Raw genomic sequence first — 16,111 nt, 5'->3', positions numbered from 1 at the left:
AGGACCGACTGCGAAACCTCGGTGTTCCGCGCCCCCGGACCGATCGTAGGGGGTCCCCTGCGTCCTGTCCTGGTTTGTCCCGGCTGCCCCGACGTCCGCGTGGCGCGCGGGAGCGGGACTTCACCTATAGCGTGCAGGCACGGTCGTCTGCACACAGCCGTCGGCGACCACCACGGGGGAACCACCACGCACCTTCAACGCCACCGGTCCGTACCGGGGAAATGAGTGTCGATGAAGCACCGTTCGTTGTTAGCTGCTCTCTCAGGACTGGCGGTGGTCGCAGCATCGACGCTGCCCGCCGCGTCCTTACCGTCCGATCCCGCCGGGCCCTCCGGCCCCGACCTCACGTCGAAGTCCGCGAGCTCGCTGTCCCCCACGGAGAGCGAGGCGGGCAAGGTCGCCCCCTCGCTCGCCGACTCCTCCGGGACCGTGACCGCGTTCGTCCAGCTCGACACCCCGTCCGGTGTGGACCTCGCTGACCAGGGCGCGAGCCCGGCGCAGGTCGAGGACAACCAGGCCGTCGTCGAGCGCCTCGCGGACACCGTCGTCCCCGCGCAGACGAACGCCCGCAGCGCCCGCGCCGCGGGTGCACCCCAGCAGGTGTCCGTCACGAGCAGGCTCGTCCCCGGCGTCGTCGTGACGGGTGACGCCGAGCAGGTCCGGGCACTGGCCGCCGACGACAAGGTCGTCACGGTCTACCGCATCATCCCCAAGACGCCCTCGAACAAGGGCACCGACGCGTTCACGCGCGCCCTCGAGGCCTGGCAGAGCACGGGCTACACGGGGCAGGGCGTCCGGATCGGGATCATCGACACGGGCATCGACTACACGCACGCGGGCTTCGGCGGCCCGGGCACGCAGGCCGCGTACGACGAGGCGTACGGCGTCAAGGGGCAGGGCCCCGTCCCCGCGGGGACGTTCGACGACGCCAAGTACCTCGGCGGGTACGACTTCGCGGGGTACGACTACGACGCGTCGGGCACCGTGCCGGGCACGTCGCTGATCCCGACGCCGGACGAGAACCCGATCGACTCGCTCGACTCGATCGGGTCGGGTCACGGCTCGCACGTCGCGGGCACGACGGGCGGCTACGGCGTCCTGGCCGACGGGACGACGTTCGACGGCGACTACACGACCCTCACGGACATCTCCGACTGGACGGTCGGGCCGGGCTCGGCCCCCGAGTCGGGCCTGTACGCGCTCAAGGTCTTCGGTGACCTGGGCGGCTCGACGAACGTCGTGGTCGACGCGCTCGAGTTCGCGGCCGACCCCGACGGTGACGGTGACCTGTCCGACCGGCTCGACATCGTCAACCTCTCGCTCGGCTCGGACAACAGCCCGGCCGACGACCCGGAGAACCTGTTCATCGACCAGCTCTCACGCCTGGGCACGCTCGCCGTGGTCGCGTCGGGCAACGCGGGCGACGTGACCGACGTGGGCGGCTCGCCGGGCAACGCCCGCACCTCCCTCACGGTCGCGAACTCGGTGGGCAACACCCAGACGTTCGACGGCGTCGAGGTCACGGCTCCTGCGGGCGTCGCGGGCTCCTACCCCGCGCAGAACTCGCAGAGCTACACGGGTTCGGTCGACGTGACCGCGGAGGTAGCGTTCCTGGGCGCCACGGTCAGCGGGTGCACGCCCCTGACCCCGGCCCAGGCCGCCGCCACGGCGGGCAAGATCGCGTTCCTCTACTGGGACGACGACGACGCCACCCGGGCCTGCGGGAGCGCGGCGCGGTTCAACAACGCGCAGGCCGCGGGCGCGGTCGGCGTCCTGCTGTCGTCCGAGCTCGAGGTCTTCGCGGCCGGGATCGCGGGCAACGCCGGCATCCCGGGCGCGCAGCTCACGGGTCCGAGCCACGACGCGCTGCGTCCGGCGATCGAGGCGGGCGGCGTCGTCCTGACGCTCGGCCCGTCGCTCGCGAACTCGTCGTTCGTCGAGATCCCCGCGATCGGGGACACGCTCAACGCGGGGTCGTCGCGCGGGGTGCACGGCTCGCTGGGCGTCGTGAAGCCCGACGTCGCCGCACCGGGCACGGGGATCTCGTCCGTGGCCTCGGGTCGTCTCACGCAGCCCGGCATCAAGTCGGGCACGTCCATGGCCACCCCGCACGTCGCGGGCATCGCGGCGCTCGTCAAGGAGGCCCACCCGGGCTGGAGCGCGCAGCAGGTCAAGACGGCCGTCATGAACACGGCCTCGCACGACGTGTGGACGGGCCAGGGCGGCACGGGCACGGCGTACGGCCCCGAGCGCGTGGGGTCGGGTCGCGTGGACGCGGTCGACGCGGTGAAGAACTCGACCCTCGCGTTCTCGGCGCAGGACAAGGAGCTCGTCTCGGTGTCGTACGGGCTCGTGCCCGTGGCGGACAAGACCGTCAAGGAGCGCCGCACGGTCGACGTGCAGAACACGGGCTCGCAGGCCGTGAAGTACGCGGCGGCGTTCACGACGTCGAGCACCGCGGGGGGCGCGACCGTCACGGTCTCGCCCGCGAACCTCACGATCCCCGCGGGGCAGACCCGGACGGTCACACTGACTCTGACCGCCGACCCGGCGACCCTCGCGAAGCAGCTCGACCCGACGTCGGCCGAGACCACCTCGGGCGTGCCGCGCGACTTCGTCGGCATGCTCACGGGTCGCCTGGTCCTGACGCCGGAGTCGGGCAGCGAGCTGCGCGTCCCGGTCCAGGCCGCGCCGAAGCTCGTGAGCGACCTGACGGGCAAGGACGTCACGTTCCTGAACCAGGACACGTCGGCCGAGCTCGACCTCGACGGACGCGGCGTGGCCTCGGGCGGCTGGACGTCTCTCGTGGCGCCGTTCGAGCTCAAGGCGACGAGCCCGCGGCTCGAGTCGGACGCCGCCGAGGGCTCGTCGGCCTCGGCGGTCGCGTCGGGCGACATCCGCGCGGTCGGCTTCACGTCGAGCGCACCGCAGTACGCGGCCGCGGGCGCCGAGCCTGGCGACGGCCGGATCGGCATCGGCGTGGCCATGGACGGCGACTGGGCCTCGCTCGGCGCGGTCATGTTCCCGTCGGTCGAGACCGACGTGGACGGCGACGGATCGGCCGAGTTCGAGACCGTGGTCCGCAAGTACAACGAGTCGGACCTGACCCTGGCGACCACGTACACGCTCAAGGACTGGACCGGTCCCGACGGCGAGGAGTACGGGGCGGGCGAGGGCGTGCTGCTCGAGCCGGTCAACTCGGTCTGGGCGGACGTCGACACGTCGGTCTTCGACAGCAACGTGCTCGTGGTGCCGGTCGCGATCGCCGAGCTCGGCATCGAGCCGGGCACGGTGCCGTCGTTCACGGTCGCGACGTACTCGTACTACGGCACGCAGCCCGACCAGTCGATCGACCGGGTCGGTCCGTTCACGGGCGACCCGTACGACCCCGCGTACTGGTTCAGCGGCGGTGGCCAGCTCCTGTTCGTGGGCGCCGACGACGCACCGCTCACGGTCAACCGGTCGGCGGCGGCCACCGAGGCCGGGACGGGCGAGCTGCTCCTGCTGCACCTGCACAACGCGAGCGCGGGCAAGCGTTGGCAGACGGTCGGGGTCCGGAACCTCGACGCGTCGGTCGAGCTCACGGTCACGGCGCAGTCGCGCTGCGTCGCGGGCAAGGCGCAGGTCGCGGTCCGGGCGGTCAACGACGGCGCCGCGAAGGCCGACGTCGTGGTCGAGACGCCGTTCGGGACCAAGACGTTCAAGGACGTCGCGCCGGGCAAGTCGGCCTCGCAGTCGTTCAGCTCGCGGACGACCGCGATCGACGCCGGTACGGCGACGGTCACGGGCACCGCGGTCGTCGAGGGCGTCACGGTGACGACGCCCTACGAAGCCGGGTACGTGGCGATCAGCTGCGGCTGACGCCTCGACCAGCCGGGCCTCGTCAGGACGGGAGCGTGCATGGGGCCGCTCCCGTCCTGACGGGGGACGCGACAGCACCCGGTGAACGGGACGACGAAGGGCGCGACCCACGGGTCGCGCCCTTCTGGTTTCCCCGGGTGCCCGAGGGGCGCCGGGGAACCGTGTCAGAGCGAGCGTGGCCCCATGCTCACGCTCGTCCTGACAAGTCCGTGCCGCGGCTCCTCAGACCGTCACGCCGAGGTTCTGCATCTCCAGCACCAGGCCCTTGATCGCCGCGGCGGGCACCTGTCCCCCGCGCTCGACGAGCGCGGCGACCGACGCCGGGATCTCGGCCTCCGAGCACAGGATCAGGGGCGTGTCGGCCGCGGAGTCGGGCAGGCGACCGTGCGTGCCGCGCACGTAGGAGGCGTCGAGCGGGACGGTGCTCATGGCGTAGCGCAGCCCGAGCTTCTTCTTGACGAGGTTCATGCCGGCCTTGGCCTTGGCGAGCGGGTCGGCCGGGTCGAAGAAGAGCTCGGCGGGGTCGTAGCCGGGCTTGCGGTGGATGTCGACGCCGCGTGCGTACTCGGGGGCGCGGGCGTCGTCGAGCCAGTAGTAGTAGGTGAACCAGGCGCCGGGCTCGGCGACCACGACGAGGTCGCCCGAGCGCTGGTGGTCGAGGCCGTAGCGGGCCTGCGCCTCCCGGTCGAGGACCTCGTCGACGCCGGGCACGGCGCGCAGCAGGTCCTGCACGCGCGCGAGGCGCGACGGGTCGTCGACGTACACGTGCGCGACCTGGTGGTCGGCGACCGCGAACGCCTTGGACGTCCAGGGGTCGAGCTGTTCCTTGTCGTCCTGCACGTAGACCTCGAGCAGACCCTCGCGGCGCAGGATGCGGTTGAGGTGCACAGGACGGTTCGCCTCGGCGATGCCGTACTCCGAGACCACGACGACCGCGACGCCGTTGTTGGCCGCGTCGTCGAGCAGCGGGGCGAGGACCGCGTCGAGCTCGGCCGCGGCGGCGTCGGCCTCGGGGGCGTCGGGGCCGAACCGCTGGAGGTCGTAGTCGAGGTGCGGCACGTAGGCCATGGTGAGCTCGGGCGAGTGGGTGCGCAGGACGTGCCGGGTCGCCTCGACGATCCAGGCCGAGGACGCGATCGCGGCGGTCGGGCCCCAGTAGGTGAACAGGGGGAACTCGCCGAACCGCCCGGTGAGCTCGTCGTGCAGCGCGGGCGGGCGGATGTACGCGTCGGGCGACTTGCGCCCGTCGGCGTGGTAGATCGGCCGGGGCGTGACGGTGACGTCGGTCGTGGCGCCCATGGCGTACCACCAGCAGACGTTCGCGGTGCGGTGGTCGGGGTTCGCGGCCCGGGCGGCCTCCCAGATCTTCTCGCCCGAGACGAGCTTGTTGTGCTGGCGCCAGAGGAACACCTCGCCGAGCTCGCGGAAGTACCAGCCGTTGCCCACGGCGCCGTGCTGGGCGGGGGCGAGGCCGGTCGTCATGGTCGCCTGGACGGTGCAGGTGACGGCGGGGAGCACGGTCGCGAGCTGGGTCTGCCAGCCGCCCGCGGCGAGCTGCCGCAGGCGCGGCATGTGGGCGAGGGCCTTCTCGGTGAGCCCGACGACGTCGAGCAGCAGCACGGGCTTCATGCGAGGACTCCTGAGGGTGCGGGGATGGTCACGGTCTCCACGGGGCCCGGGGCAGCGCCGGGGGTGAGCAGATGGTCGGTGGCCCACCGCAGCTCGGCGGCGATGCCTCCCACGAGCGGTTCGACGGCCCCGGCCGAACCGAACGCCGGCGAGTCGGGCGGCAGCACGGCCCACGTGTACGTCTCGACGTCGAGGTGCGCCTCGTCGCCGTGGGGCGCTGCGCGCACGGCTTCGACGGCCTCGCGCAGCACGTCGGTCGTCGCGGTCAGGGGTGCGGCGGGCTCGTGGTGCAGGGGCACGTGGAAGTGCACGCGCCAGGGGCCGTCCCCCGGCAGCCCGGGCAGCGCGTCACCGTCGCCCAACGCGTCGGGCAGGTCGTCGACGGGCAGGACGTCGCCGCCCGGGGCGAGCTCACGCACCTGGTGGATGTAGCGCTTCTCGACGAACTGCCCGACGGCGTCGCGAGCCCCCGGCGCGGACGGCTCGGCGAGGTGCAGCGCGGCCGAGGCCTGCACCTTGACCACGCGCAGGCCGGCACCCGTGATGCGCTCGACGGCCGCGGCCGGGTCGGCGAACGAGACCGCGAGGTGGCACGTGTCGAGGCAGACGCCCACGAACGCGGGGTCGATGCCTCCCACCTGCTCACGAGCCCGACCTGCCGGGCCGGGGGCGAGCCGCGCCTCGAGCCACGTCACGACGTCCTCGACGGTGTCGAGCACGCACCCGGGCTCGGGCTCGACCGCGACGCGCACGACCTTGCCCGTGCGGGCGGCGAGGTCGCGCAGCCCGGCCGAGAGGTCCTCGAACGCGCGCGTCGCCGCGGCGTCCTGGGCGGGCGACCACGCGACCCCGTCCGGCTCGCGCCACGCGAGCGGGAGCGTCGAGATCGACCCGTCCACGCCGTCGGGCAGGAGGGCCGCGAGGACCTCGGCGCACTCGAGCGTGTACGCGAGCCGCTCGGCGTCGGCCCAGGTGGGCGAGTAGACCGCGAGCTTGACGACGTCGTCGTGGAACCCGCCGTAGGGGAACGCGTTGAGCGTGTGCACCTGCAGCCCGTGCTCGTCGAGCGCGGCCCGCAGCCGGGCCATGTCCTCGGCCGCGCGCGGCGACGCCGAGAGCCGGTGCGCGAGCGCGGCCGGCAGCCACAGCCCGACCCCGAGCACGTCGAGCCCCGCGGCCTCGCGCACGGGCCCGGCGTACCGCGCGAGCTGGTCGACCACGCCGTCGAGGTCCTCGGCGGGGTGGACGTTGGTGCAGTACGAGAGCTGCATCAGACCCGGGCCCCGCGCAGCACCGAGCTGCCCTCGTAGCTCGCGGTCGCGGCGGGGGTCTCGCCCTCGACGAACCCGGGCACGGGGTCGAGCAGCAGGTTCCCCGACTGCCCGTAGAACTCGACGGGGTTGCGCCACAGGACCTTGTCGACCTCGTCGTCGCTGAACCCGGCCGCGAGCATCGCCCGCCCGGTCTTGAGCGTCTTGAGCGGGTCCGAGCGTCCCCAGTCCGCGGCCGAGTTCACGAGCACGCGCTCGGTACCGTGCTCGAGCAGGATCGCGACCATGCGGTGCTCGTCCATCTTGGTGTCGGGGTAGACCGAGAACCCCATCCAGGCCCCGGCGTCCTTGACGAGCGCGACGTTGGTCTCGTTGAGGTGGTCGACCACGACCATCCCGGGCGCGATCCCCGACTCGCGCACCACGTCGAGCGTGCGGTGGGTCCCGACGAGCTTGTCGCGGTGCGGGGTGTGGACCATGACGGGGAGGGCCGCGTCGACCGCCATCGCAAGCTGGCGCGTGAACGCCTCGTCCTCGGCGGGCGTCATGGAGTCGTAGCCGACCTCGCCGACCGCGACCACGCCGTCCTTGGCGAGGTAGCGCGGGATCTCGTCGAGCACCTCGGTGCAGCGCGGGTCGTTCGCCTCCTTGGGGTTGAGCGCGATCGTCGCGTGGTGACGGATGCCGAACTGCGTGGCCCGGAACCGCTCCCAGCCCAGCAGGGAGTCGAAGTAGTCGAGGAACGACCCGACGGTCGTGCGGGGCTGCCCGAGCCAGAACGCGGGCTCCACGAGCGCACGCACGCCCGCGGCGTACATGGCCTCGTAGTCGTCGGTCGTGCGGGAGGTCATGTGGATGTGGGGGTCGAAGATGCGCATCAGGCGTCCTTGCTGTGGTTCGCGAGAGAGGTCGGGGGTGCGGGGGTGAGCTCGGGCGCGATGCGCGCGACGTCGTCGGGCACGACGCGCCCCGCCGCCCGGCGCTCGGCCGCGAAGTCGCGGGCCATGCGCGCGAGCTCGTCGTCGGCGCGCTCGTCGAGCCCGGCGACCGCGTCGAGGCTCACGCCCATGAACACGAGCTTGAGGACGGCGTGGCGCCACGCGTGGTCGTCGAGGTGCGCGGCCGCGAAGGGTCCGACGGCCGCCGCCACGAGGCTCTGGTCGTTGGCCCGCAGCGCGTCGGCCGCGAGCGTGGTCCCGGCACGGACCACGGCGGGCGGCAGGGTGCCGCTGGGCTTCCCGGCGAGCGCCAGCGCGTCGAGCCCGCGCAGCACGCCCCGCCGCTCGGGCGTGTCCCCGCGCTGGTAGGTCTCGGTCAGGCGCGTCGCGAGGGACTCGCCGTCGGCGGGCAGGGCGCCCGCGAGCGCCACGACGAGGCGGGCGCGCGCGGCGTCGTCGAGCGTCCCGTGCAGGACCCCGGCGGGGTCCGCGCCGGGGTCCAGGGGCGTGCGTCCCACGGCCCGCCCGGCCCGCGCCAGGTGCCCGACGGCGGAGCCCGGGTCCGCGGCCACCTCGCCGCACGCCGTGGCCAGCCAGGCGGCCTGCTCGTCGGTGAGCAGGCCCACGAGGGCGTCGGGGTCGCCTGCGGTGGTCGGACGGCCCGGTGCGTCGGTCAGGTCGGGGACGGTCATCGGAGTGCCTCCTGGGGTGTGGATGCGGAACCTGTCGTGGTGAGGTGCCGGACGACCCAGGCGTCGGTCATCGCGGCCATGCTGCGGTGCGCGAGCCCGGGGGCGTCGTACGAGTGGCGGGGCAGCTCGACCGCCGCGACGCCCGTGTAGCCGATCTCGCCGAGCGTGCCCAGGGCCAGGGGAAGGTCGAGCTCGCCCTCCCCGAACGGCAGGTGCTCGTGCGCGGTGTGCCGCATGTCGTCGACCTGCACGTTCAGCAGGTGCGGCGCCGCGGCGAGCAGCGCGCCGCGCACCCCGCCGGGCTCGACGACCACGCAGTGCCCCAGGTCCACCGTCAGACCCAGCTCGTCGGGCGACCCGGCGTCCGCACGCAGCCGCAGGGCGTCGGCGACCGTCTCGACGAGCATCCCCGGCTCGGGCTCGAGCGCGAGCCGGACCCCGTGGTCCCGGGCGTGAGCCACGACGCGCGGCACCCGGGCGAGCAGACGCTCCCACCCCTGCTCCGCCGTCGTGCCCGCGGGCAGGACGCCCGAGAAGAAGGACACGCACTCGGCACGCAGGCCCGCCGCGACCTCGACCGCGCGGCACAGGAAGCGGACCCGCAGGTCGGCGAGCGCCTCGTCGGGGTCGAGGAACGTCGGGTGGTGCTTGCGGAACGGGTCGAGCAGGAAGCGCGTGCCCGTCTCGACGACCACGCGCATCCCCAGGTCGTCGAGACGACCGCGCAGGCGGGCGACCTGTGCGTCGGCGTCGTCGGCGAAGGGGTCCAGGTGCGGGTGCCCGAGCGTCAGGGCCACGGCGCCGTACCCCTCGTGCGCGAGGACGTCGAGGGTCACGTCGAGCGGGTGGTCGGTGAAGCCGTTGGTGCCGTAGCCGAGGGTGAACGGCATGCGAGGGACGGGGGGCACGCTCATGACTCGCTCAGACCGGGGTGCGGGCTCACGCGACGCCGCCCCCGGGCGCGCAGCACGCGCCCGGCGAGCTCGACTCCCGCGAGGACCGCGACCGAGCCCAGGCTCCCGCCGCGTGCCGCGAGCGAGGCCTGGAGCGGGACCATCGACCGGATGCCGGCCTTGGTCGCCGCGAACGCGTTCGTCGCGTCGGGAGAGCCGACCGTGGCGGCCTGCTGCGGCAGGCACGAGGCCACGTACACCCCCGCGGAGGCGAGCGCGGCCAGCGCGGGGACGACGGCGCGTGCCCGGCCGAGCGCGTCGACCTGCCCGCCCGACGACCGGACCGACGGCGGCGCAGAGGTGAGCGGCGCCGTCGGGCCACTGCGCAGCGAGCGCAGCGCACCCACGGCCACGGCCCCCGCGACGCCCGCCGTGCCCGTGGCGACCGCGGCCGCGACGAGCGGCGTCGTGCCGTGGACCTCGCCCCGCGAGAGCACGGTGACCCCGGCCGTGTGCACGGTGAGGGCCGCCGCGGCCGGGAGCGCCGCACGCACGCGACCCCGGCCCGCGCCCATGAGCACGTCGAGGCCGCGGCACGCCGCCATGACGACCGGGCCGGTCACGTGGTTCTTCGCGACCAGGTCGTACGTCCACACGCTCGCCGCGAGCGGCACCGCGAGGACGAACGAGCGTCGCCCTCCCCCTGCGCCCGCGAGCGCGAGACCCGCGACCGTGAGGCCCGACGCGACCCCGAGCGCCTGCGCGGGCGAGACCCGGCCCGAGGGCAGCGGTCGCTCGGGCCGCTCGACCGCGTCGAGCTCGCGGTCCGCGTAGTCGTTGAGAGCCATGCCGCCCGCGTACAGGCACGCCGACGAGAGCGGCAGGAGCGCCAGGCGCCACGGGCGCACGTCGGCCCCGGCCCCGGCGGAGCTGCGCGCCGAGCCGAGCCGGCCGCCCGCGGCCGCGCCCGCAAGGGTGTCCCCCACGACCGACAGGACCGCCGGCGCCCTGACCAGGTCGAGGTAGTCGCGCAACGTCACGGCTCGCCGACCTCCGCGCGCGCCTGGTCCGCCTGAGCGCTCGTCCGGTGCGCCCACACCCCCAGCTCGCGCGACTGCTCCGCGAACGCGTGCACGTCCGAACCCCACGGGTCCTTGAAGAAGAAACCCATCTCCGGGACCGGCCCGGACAGGCCAGCGGCGTCCGCGAGCGCCAGCAGGCGGGCCAGGTCCAGCACGAGCGGGGCGGCGAGCATCGAGTCGTACGCGCTCCACGTGGTCTGCAGCGTCAGGCGGGACCCCAGGAAGCCCTCGACGTGGACGTGGTCCCACGCGACCTTGATGTCGCCCAGGTCGGGGACGTTGTCGATGTGGAGCGGGGTCACCGTGGTCCCTGTCAGGTCCTGCAGGCCGCGGTTCTTCGAGACGAGCTTGCTCTGGACCGCATGGGGGTCCGCGAGCGTCGCACCGTCTCCGCCACCCAGGAGGTTCGAGCCGGCCCAGGACAGGACGCGCAGCCCGCGCGACGCCAGCGCGGGCGCCAGGACCGAGCGCAACCACGTCTGACCGGTCTTGCCGTCCTGCCCGGCGAACGGGACGCCGCGCTCGGCCGCGAGCGCGTGCAGCGCGGGCAGGTTCATGCTCGCCGACGGCGTGAAGCCCGCGTACGGCGCCCCGGCGAGGAGCGCCGCGTACGCGGTGACCGAGCTCGCGGGCAGGACGTCGCGCTCGGGGTCCTCGATCGCCGCGCGCAGCAGGTCCAGGTCGTCGAGCTCGGGGGCCGGGGCGGGCAGGGGCTCGGTCGAGGCGAGGTCGATCACGACGACGCGGGCCAGGGCGTGGCGCTCGCGGAAGGACGTGAGGTCCGCCGCGAGGCCCTCGGCCGCCGACGCCTGGGAGCCCGTGCGGTGCGCGGGGTCGTAGCCGGGGCGGATCTCCGCGTCGGCCGCGTCGAGCTGGGGGCGCACCGCCTCCAGGAGGCGGTACGGGATCATGCCCGCCTCGACGAGCATCTCGGCGCGCTTGCCGAGCGGGGTGTCGCTGATGTCGTGCCCGCCGACGACGAGGTCCGTGAACGCCGGGAGGGCGACGGCGTCGAGCGGGGGCTGCGCGGTGACGCACCCGGTGGGGGTGCTCAGCCCCGAGGCGATCGCGGCCAGGCCGAGCGTGGCGGTCGTCGCGACGGATCCTCGTGCCCCGACGAACCAGATGCCGGTGCGGCCGTGGTTCCAGGTGGGCTGGTGGGGTGAAAGGTGCATCGTCGCTCCTGGTCCCGTCGGTCCTCGCTGGCAGGACCGAAGTGCGGAGTCGAGGGCCTCGTCGCCCTCGACGGGCTCCGTCCCGTGGTGGGCACGTTCGCGCGAGCGAGGCGTGCCCGGACCTGCCGGGGCGGTGGCCGTGCAGCGACCCTAACCCCCCTTTTGTCGATGGTCAATCAAAAGCCGGAGGGCTCTGTCGTCGACTCTCGGATTCGGCGACAAAAGAAAGGTGCCGAGGGCAACGCTCACGCGTCACCCTCGGCACCCCGGTACGTCACCCTCGGCGGGCGGGACCTCACCCTCGGCGGCCTCGGTCAGTCGGCCGGGGAGAAGTCCAGCTCGTCGTCCGCCACCGCGACGACCGACCACGTGCTGCCGTCGGCGTCGCTCAGCTCGTACGACGGCACCAGGACCGCTCCACCGTCGGCCTGGTAGTGCACGGCCCAGCCCAGGCGGGCCGACGTGATGGTCACCTCGTCCACGGGCCACGACACGGCTGCCCCCTCGCCCGCCGTCGGGGGGACCGTCGGCACCTCGGGCTCGACCGGAGCGACGTCCGTCGTGGCAGCGTGGGGTGCGCCCTGAGGGCCGCCCTGCCGGGCGTACGCGATGACCCCCGGGCTCCCGAACCGGGGGTCCCCGAGGCGTTCGACCGCCTCGGTGGGACTCACCACGGCGTACTCGCCGATCGACACGGTGGGTGCGAGCGACCCGTAGAGCGAGGAGAGCCCCGCACCGGAGTACGTCAGGTTCCACGCGACCCCGGTCCGCTGGTCGTCGACCACCTGGGACGCGGTCACGGCAAGGATCTTGCCGTCGGCGTCGTACGACTCGGTCGCGTACTCGTAGCCCGCCGGATCGAGACCGAGCGATCCGAGCACGTCCTTGCTCGTCGAGATCGCGGCGTCGGGCGACGGCGCCGGGCCGAGGTCCTGCTGACCGCACCCAGCCTGGGGGTCGGCCTCCTTCTCCTCGGTGGTCGCCGTGCCGCTCCCGGGGATCGCGACGAACGCGCACGCCCACGGATCCTTGCCGGGATCGTTGAACGAGACGCTCGTGGTCCCGTCGGGCTGGAGGCTCACGACCGGTCCCTGACCGTCCGTCGGTCCGACCGTCCACGCCCCGTACTCCTGCCGCGGCTCGCCCGCGACGCCCAGCGCAGCGGCGACCTTCGCGGCGGTCTCGGCCGAGAAGGTGCCCGCGGCGTCGTACGCCCACGCCGGGGCCGACGTGCCCTCGGTCCCGAGCCCGGCGGACGTGAACACGGTCCGCCCCCCGAAGCCGGGCATGCTCGACATCTTCGCGTCGGCGGCGCCCATGGCCGCCGCCTCGGGTGCGGCCCCCCGGCTGCCCGCCGAGAGGTCCTGGAGGGTGATGGGTGCGTCCGCGGTCGCGATCGACGCCCCGCCGCCCGAGCTCCCTGTGCTCCCGAGCGCATACCCACCGACGCCGAACGCGAGCACGCCCGCGACACCTGCCGCGACAGCGCCCACCATCGGCACACGGCGCCGCTTCTTCTCGCGGTGGACGGCCAGCTCGTCGATCCCGTCGCTCTCCCCGCCCGACGGCGTCGCGCCCTCCGGGCCGTCCGGCTCACCCGGGGCGTCGGCCTGAACCGGCCCGAACGACTCGCCGAGGTGCGCGCGGACGGTCCCGTCCTTGGCAGCGATCGCCGCGAGGTCGGGCGTCACGTCCGCTGCCGGGTCCGCGTCGCGGACGCGCTCGTACGCCTCGTCGGGCGTCAGGTGCCCGTCGGGGGATCCTGTCGGGTCTCCTGGGGCAGTTCCTGGGACCTGGTCGTCGGTGCTCATGGTGAGTCTCCAGCTCGTCGATCCGGGGGCCCGGATCCTCTACCCCGTCTGTGTCGTCACCGCTCGCCGTCTTGCACGGGACCCGACGGCTGTGCGGGCTGTGCGGCGGCGCGGGCCCGGACCTGGGCGACGGGCACCTCGCCCGTGTCGCGGGCACGCGCCTGGGCGGCCCAGGCGTCCCGCAGTCGGGAGCGGGCACGCGACAGCGCCGCGTCCGCGCCACCGCGGCTCACGCCCAGCACCTGTGCGAGCTGGTCCCCCGTGACACCGTCCCAGGCGTTGAGGAGCAGGATGCGCCGGTCGCGCGGGGCGAGCACCCCGAGCACGCGGCGCACGTGGTCGTCGCTCAGCGCGAGCGACTGCGGGTCGACGTCGTCGGCCTCCTCGGGGACGTCGGCCACGAGGACCGGGCGCATCTTGCGGCGGTGGTTGGCGAGCACGAAACCGGCCGTGCGGTAGAGCCACGGCAGCTCGGCCCCCTCGGGGACGTCCTCCCGGCGCCGCCAGGCCGTCGCGAAGACCTCCGCGGTGAGGTCCTCGGTGTCGGGGGCCGCGCCTCCCGCGCCCGCGGGGAGCCTGCGCCGGAAGTAGCGGTAGACGGCAGTCGTGTGCGCGGTGAAGAGCGCCTCGAACCAGGCGTCGTCGCGGGTCGGGGGCGTCACTGAGGCTCCAGGTGGGATGGCCGGCATCGTCAACCTCCCTGTGTCGCGGCGGTCCGGATCCTTGCAGCATCGCCACGGTCGGCTCTCGTCGCCCGCGGGTACGGCTCCGATCATGCCTCTACCCTGATGCCATGAGCGCCACCGACGACGCAGGCCCGACGACGCCCACGACCTCTCGCCGCCCGCGTCGCAAGGGGCGCCGGGCCGGGTGGGTCGTCCTGGTGCTGTTCCTGCTCCTGGTCGCGCTGCTCGTGTGCGCGGGTCTGCTGGTGCGCGACGCGCTCGCCGCCCGTACGTCGTTGACCGACGCGATCGACCGGCTGCCCGCGGTCGAGGAGGCGCTGCGCGCGGGGGACGGGGCCGCCGCAGAGGCCGCGTTGGCCGAGGTCCAGCCCCTCACGGCCGACGCCCGCAGCCACACCGACGGCCCCCTGTGGTGGGTCGCCGGCCGGCTGCCGTTCGTCGGTGCCGACGTGAGCGCGTTCTCGACCGCGGCGTGGGCGGTCGACGAGATCACGCAGGACGTCCTGCCGCCCCTCACGCAGGCCGCAGCGCTCGTCTCGGAGGGCGGGATCCAGGTCCAGGGCGGGGTGGTCGACCTCGCCCCCCTCACCGCGGCCGCCCCCGCGGTCGCCGGGGCCGCCGACACCATGTCGACCGTCGTCGGGCGGGTCGGCGACATCGACGTGTCCGCGCTGCAGGACGTGCTCGCGGGTCCGGTCGCCGACCTCCAGGACAAGGTCTGGACGCTCGACGGGCTCGTGGCGACCGCGGACCGCGCGACGACGCTCCTGCCCGCGATGCTCGGGGCCGACGGGCCTCGGACGTACCTGGTCATGGCGCTCAACAGCGCCGAGCTCCGCTCTCCCGGCGGCATCCCCGGGTCGTTCGCCGTGATCGGCACGGACGCCGGGCGCATCACTCTGCTCGACCAGGCCTCGACGCAGGACGTGGGCCCGTTCCCGGAGGGCATCAGCCCCCTGGACCCGGCCGACGAGGAGCTCTTCGGACCGAACATGGCCGTCTACGTCCAGGACACGGTCTACACGCCCGACTTCCCCACGGCGGCCCCGCTGGCCGCAGCGATGTGGGAGGCCTCGAAGGGGCAGACCGTCGACGGGGTCCTGACCCTCGACCCCGTCGCGCTCTCCTACCTGCTGGAGGCCACCGGTCCGATCGACGTCGCGGGCGCCACCATCGACGCCGGGAACGCCGTGGACGTCCTGCTCTCCGACGCGTACGCGGAGCTCGAGCCCGGCCCCGAGACGGACATGTTCTTCGCCGCGGTGGCCGCGCAGGTCCTCACCACGGCGCTCTCGGGCGACACGGACCCGCAGAGCCTGCTCGGCGCGGTCCAGCGCGCGACGAGCGAGCACCGAGCGCTCGTGTGGTCGAGCCACGAGGACGAGCAGGCCCGGATCGCCGACACCGTGGTCTCGGGGGACATCTCGTCGTCCGAGCGCGCGGCGGACGCCGTCGGCGTCTTCTTCAACGACGCGACCGCGGGGAAGATGAGCTATTACCTCGACTCGAGCGTGCAGCACGTGACGAGCAAGTGCACGGCGTCCGGCCGCGCGGACACGTTCCGCGTGGACCTCACGAGCACCGCCCCGGCCGACGCCGCGACCGACCTGCCGTGGTACGTGACGGGTGGTGGGATCTCCGGGACCCCACCGGGCAACGTCCGCACCGACCTGTTCCTCTACCCGCCGCGCGGGGGGAGCATCCTGAACGTGACCGCCGACGGGGCGCTGGTCGGCAGCGCGGTCGTCGAGAACCAGGGCCGTGCCGTCGCGACGCTCCCGCGAGAGCTCGCCCCCGGGCAGAGCACGAGCGTGACGTTCACGGTCGCGACCACCGACGGCGGCGGCTCCTCGGACACCCGGTCGCTCGACCTCTGGTCGACCCCGACGGTCGATCAGCCGGGGCTCGCGACGATCGAGGTCCCCGCCTGCGGGTGACCTCCGGAAATCACGGCGAGACAACGATTCCCCAGGAATTGATTTTCACCCGGACAACCGTCCACTTCCTGACCGATAGTCGCTACCCTCAAAAGTTCAGGGTCCAGTGACGGTAGGAAGGCGCGCCGAGGCTTCG

Annotated in this window: 11 protein-coding genes; 2 read left to right on the top strand and 9 right to left on the bottom strand. The window is 74.0% G+C overall.

The window, feature by feature from the left end; translation table 11 throughout:
- Window positions 1-231: 231 nt before the first annotated feature.
- Complete coding sequence (locus tag ACZDYF_RS00305) at window positions 232-3,861, top strand: S8 family peptidase (RefSeq protein WP_475051535.1); 3,630 nt, start codon at window positions 232-234, stop codon at window positions 3,859-3,861.
- Between the two features lie 222 nt (window positions 3,862-4,083).
- On the opposite strand, the gene ACZDYF_RS00300 is transcribed toward ACZDYF_RS00305, so the two are convergent.
- The 9 genes from ACZDYF_RS00300 to ACZDYF_RS00260 form a co-directional block, all read right to left on the bottom strand.
- A complete protein-coding gene (locus tag ACZDYF_RS00300; RefSeq protein WP_475051531.1) occupies window positions 4,084-5,490 on the bottom strand; it encodes an alkaline phosphatase family protein in 1,407 nt (468 codons plus the stop codon).
- Window positions 5,487-6,761, bottom strand: a complete 1,275-nt coding sequence (eboE, locus tag ACZDYF_RS00295; RefSeq protein ID WP_475051527.1) for a metabolite traffic protein EboE — start codon at window positions 6,759-6,761, stop codon at window positions 5,487-5,489. The genes ACZDYF_RS00300 and eboE overlap by 4 nt, the downstream gene beginning before the upstream one ends.
- Window positions 6,761-7,639, bottom strand: a complete 879-nt coding sequence (locus ACZDYF_RS00290) for a TatD family hydrolase (RefSeq protein ID WP_475051524.1) — start codon at window positions 7,637-7,639, stop codon at window positions 6,761-6,763. The genes eboE and ACZDYF_RS00290 overlap by 1 nt, the downstream gene beginning before the upstream one ends.
- The gene (locus ACZDYF_RS00285) at window positions 7,639-8,391 is read right to left on the bottom strand and encodes an EboA domain-containing protein (RefSeq protein ID WP_475051521.1); all 753 of its coding nucleotides are present in this window, start codon (window positions 8,389-8,391) and stop codon (window positions 7,639-7,641) included. The genes ACZDYF_RS00290 and ACZDYF_RS00285 overlap by 1 nt, the downstream gene beginning before the upstream one ends.
- Entirely contained in the window at window positions 8,388-9,305 is a 918-nt protein-coding gene (locus tag ACZDYF_RS00280; protein ID WP_475051517.1) for a sugar phosphate isomerase/epimerase family protein, read from the bottom strand. Before ACZDYF_RS00280 ends, ACZDYF_RS00285 begins: the two co-directional genes overlap by 4 nt.
- Window positions 9,302-10,324, bottom strand: coding sequence for an SCO3242 family prenyltransferase (locus ACZDYF_RS00275; RefSeq protein WP_475051513.1), 1,023 nt, complete (start codon window positions 10,322-10,324; stop codon window positions 9,302-9,304). Before ACZDYF_RS00275 ends, ACZDYF_RS00280 begins: the two co-directional genes overlap by 4 nt.
- Window positions 10,321-11,541, bottom strand: coding sequence for an inositol-3-phosphate synthase (locus tag ACZDYF_RS00270; RefSeq protein WP_475051509.1), 1,221 nt, complete (start codon window positions 11,539-11,541; stop codon window positions 10,321-10,323). Before ACZDYF_RS00270 ends, ACZDYF_RS00275 begins: the two co-directional genes overlap by 4 nt.
- A 314-nt stretch (window positions 11,542-11,855) precedes the next feature.
- Window positions 11,856-13,352, bottom strand: coding sequence for a hypothetical protein (locus ACZDYF_RS00265; protein WP_475051506.1), 1,497 nt, complete (start codon window positions 13,350-13,352; stop codon window positions 11,856-11,858).
- A gap of 56 nt (window positions 13,353-13,408) precedes the next feature.
- Window positions 13,409-14,014, bottom strand: coding sequence for an RNA polymerase sigma factor (locus ACZDYF_RS00260; protein ID WP_475051503.1), 606 nt, complete (start codon window positions 14,012-14,014; stop codon window positions 13,409-13,411).
- Window positions 14,015-14,145: 131 nt separating this feature from the next.
- On the opposite strand from ACZDYF_RS00260, the gene ACZDYF_RS00255 reads away from it, so the two are divergent.
- Entirely contained in the window at window positions 14,146-15,975 is a 1,830-nt protein-coding gene (locus tag ACZDYF_RS00255) for a DUF4012 domain-containing protein (RefSeq protein ID WP_475051499.1), read from the top strand.
- The last annotated feature ends 136 nt before the right edge of the window (window positions 15,976-16,111 follow it).

It is taken from the genome of Oerskovia sp. PE-21s (assembly GCF_056158145.1).
This window is presented reverse-complemented; position numbering and strand designations above follow the sequence as displayed.

What these genes read in the sequence shown, in the direction of transcription:
- ACZDYF_RS00305 (WP_475051535.1), top strand. Translation starts at nt 232, where the DNA reads ATGAAGCACCGTTCGTTGTTAGCTGCTCTCTCAGGACTGGCGGTGGTC.
- ACZDYF_RS00300 (WP_475051531.1), bottom strand. Translation starts at nt 5,490, where the DNA reads ATGAAGCCCGTGCTGCTGCTCGACGTCGTCGGGCTCACCGAGAAGGCC.
- eboE (WP_475051527.1), bottom strand. Translation starts at nt 6,761, where the DNA reads ATGCAGCTCTCGTACTGCACCAACGTCCACCCCGCCGAGGACCTCGAC.
- ACZDYF_RS00290 (WP_475051524.1), bottom strand. Translation starts at nt 7,639, where the DNA reads ATGCGCATCTTCGACCCCCACATCCACATGACCTCCCGCACGACCGAC.
- ACZDYF_RS00285 (WP_475051521.1), bottom strand. Translation starts at nt 8,391, where the DNA reads ATGACCGTCCCCGACCTGACCGACGCACCGGGCCGTCCGACCACCGCA.
- ACZDYF_RS00280 (WP_475051517.1), bottom strand. Translation starts at nt 9,305, where the DNA reads ATGAGCGTGCCCCCCGTCCCTCGCATGCCGTTCACCCTCGGCTACGGC.
- ACZDYF_RS00270 (WP_475051509.1), bottom strand. Translation starts at nt 11,541, where the DNA reads ATGCACCTTTCACCCCACCAGCCCACCTGGAACCACGGCCGCACCGGC.
- ACZDYF_RS00265 (WP_475051506.1), bottom strand. Translation starts at nt 13,352, where the DNA reads ATGAGCACCGACGACCAGGTCCCAGGAACTGCCCCAGGAGACCCGACA.
- ACZDYF_RS00255 (WP_475051499.1), top strand. Translation starts at nt 14,146, where the DNA reads ATGAGCGCCACCGACGACGCAGGCCCGACGACGCCCACGACCTCTCGC.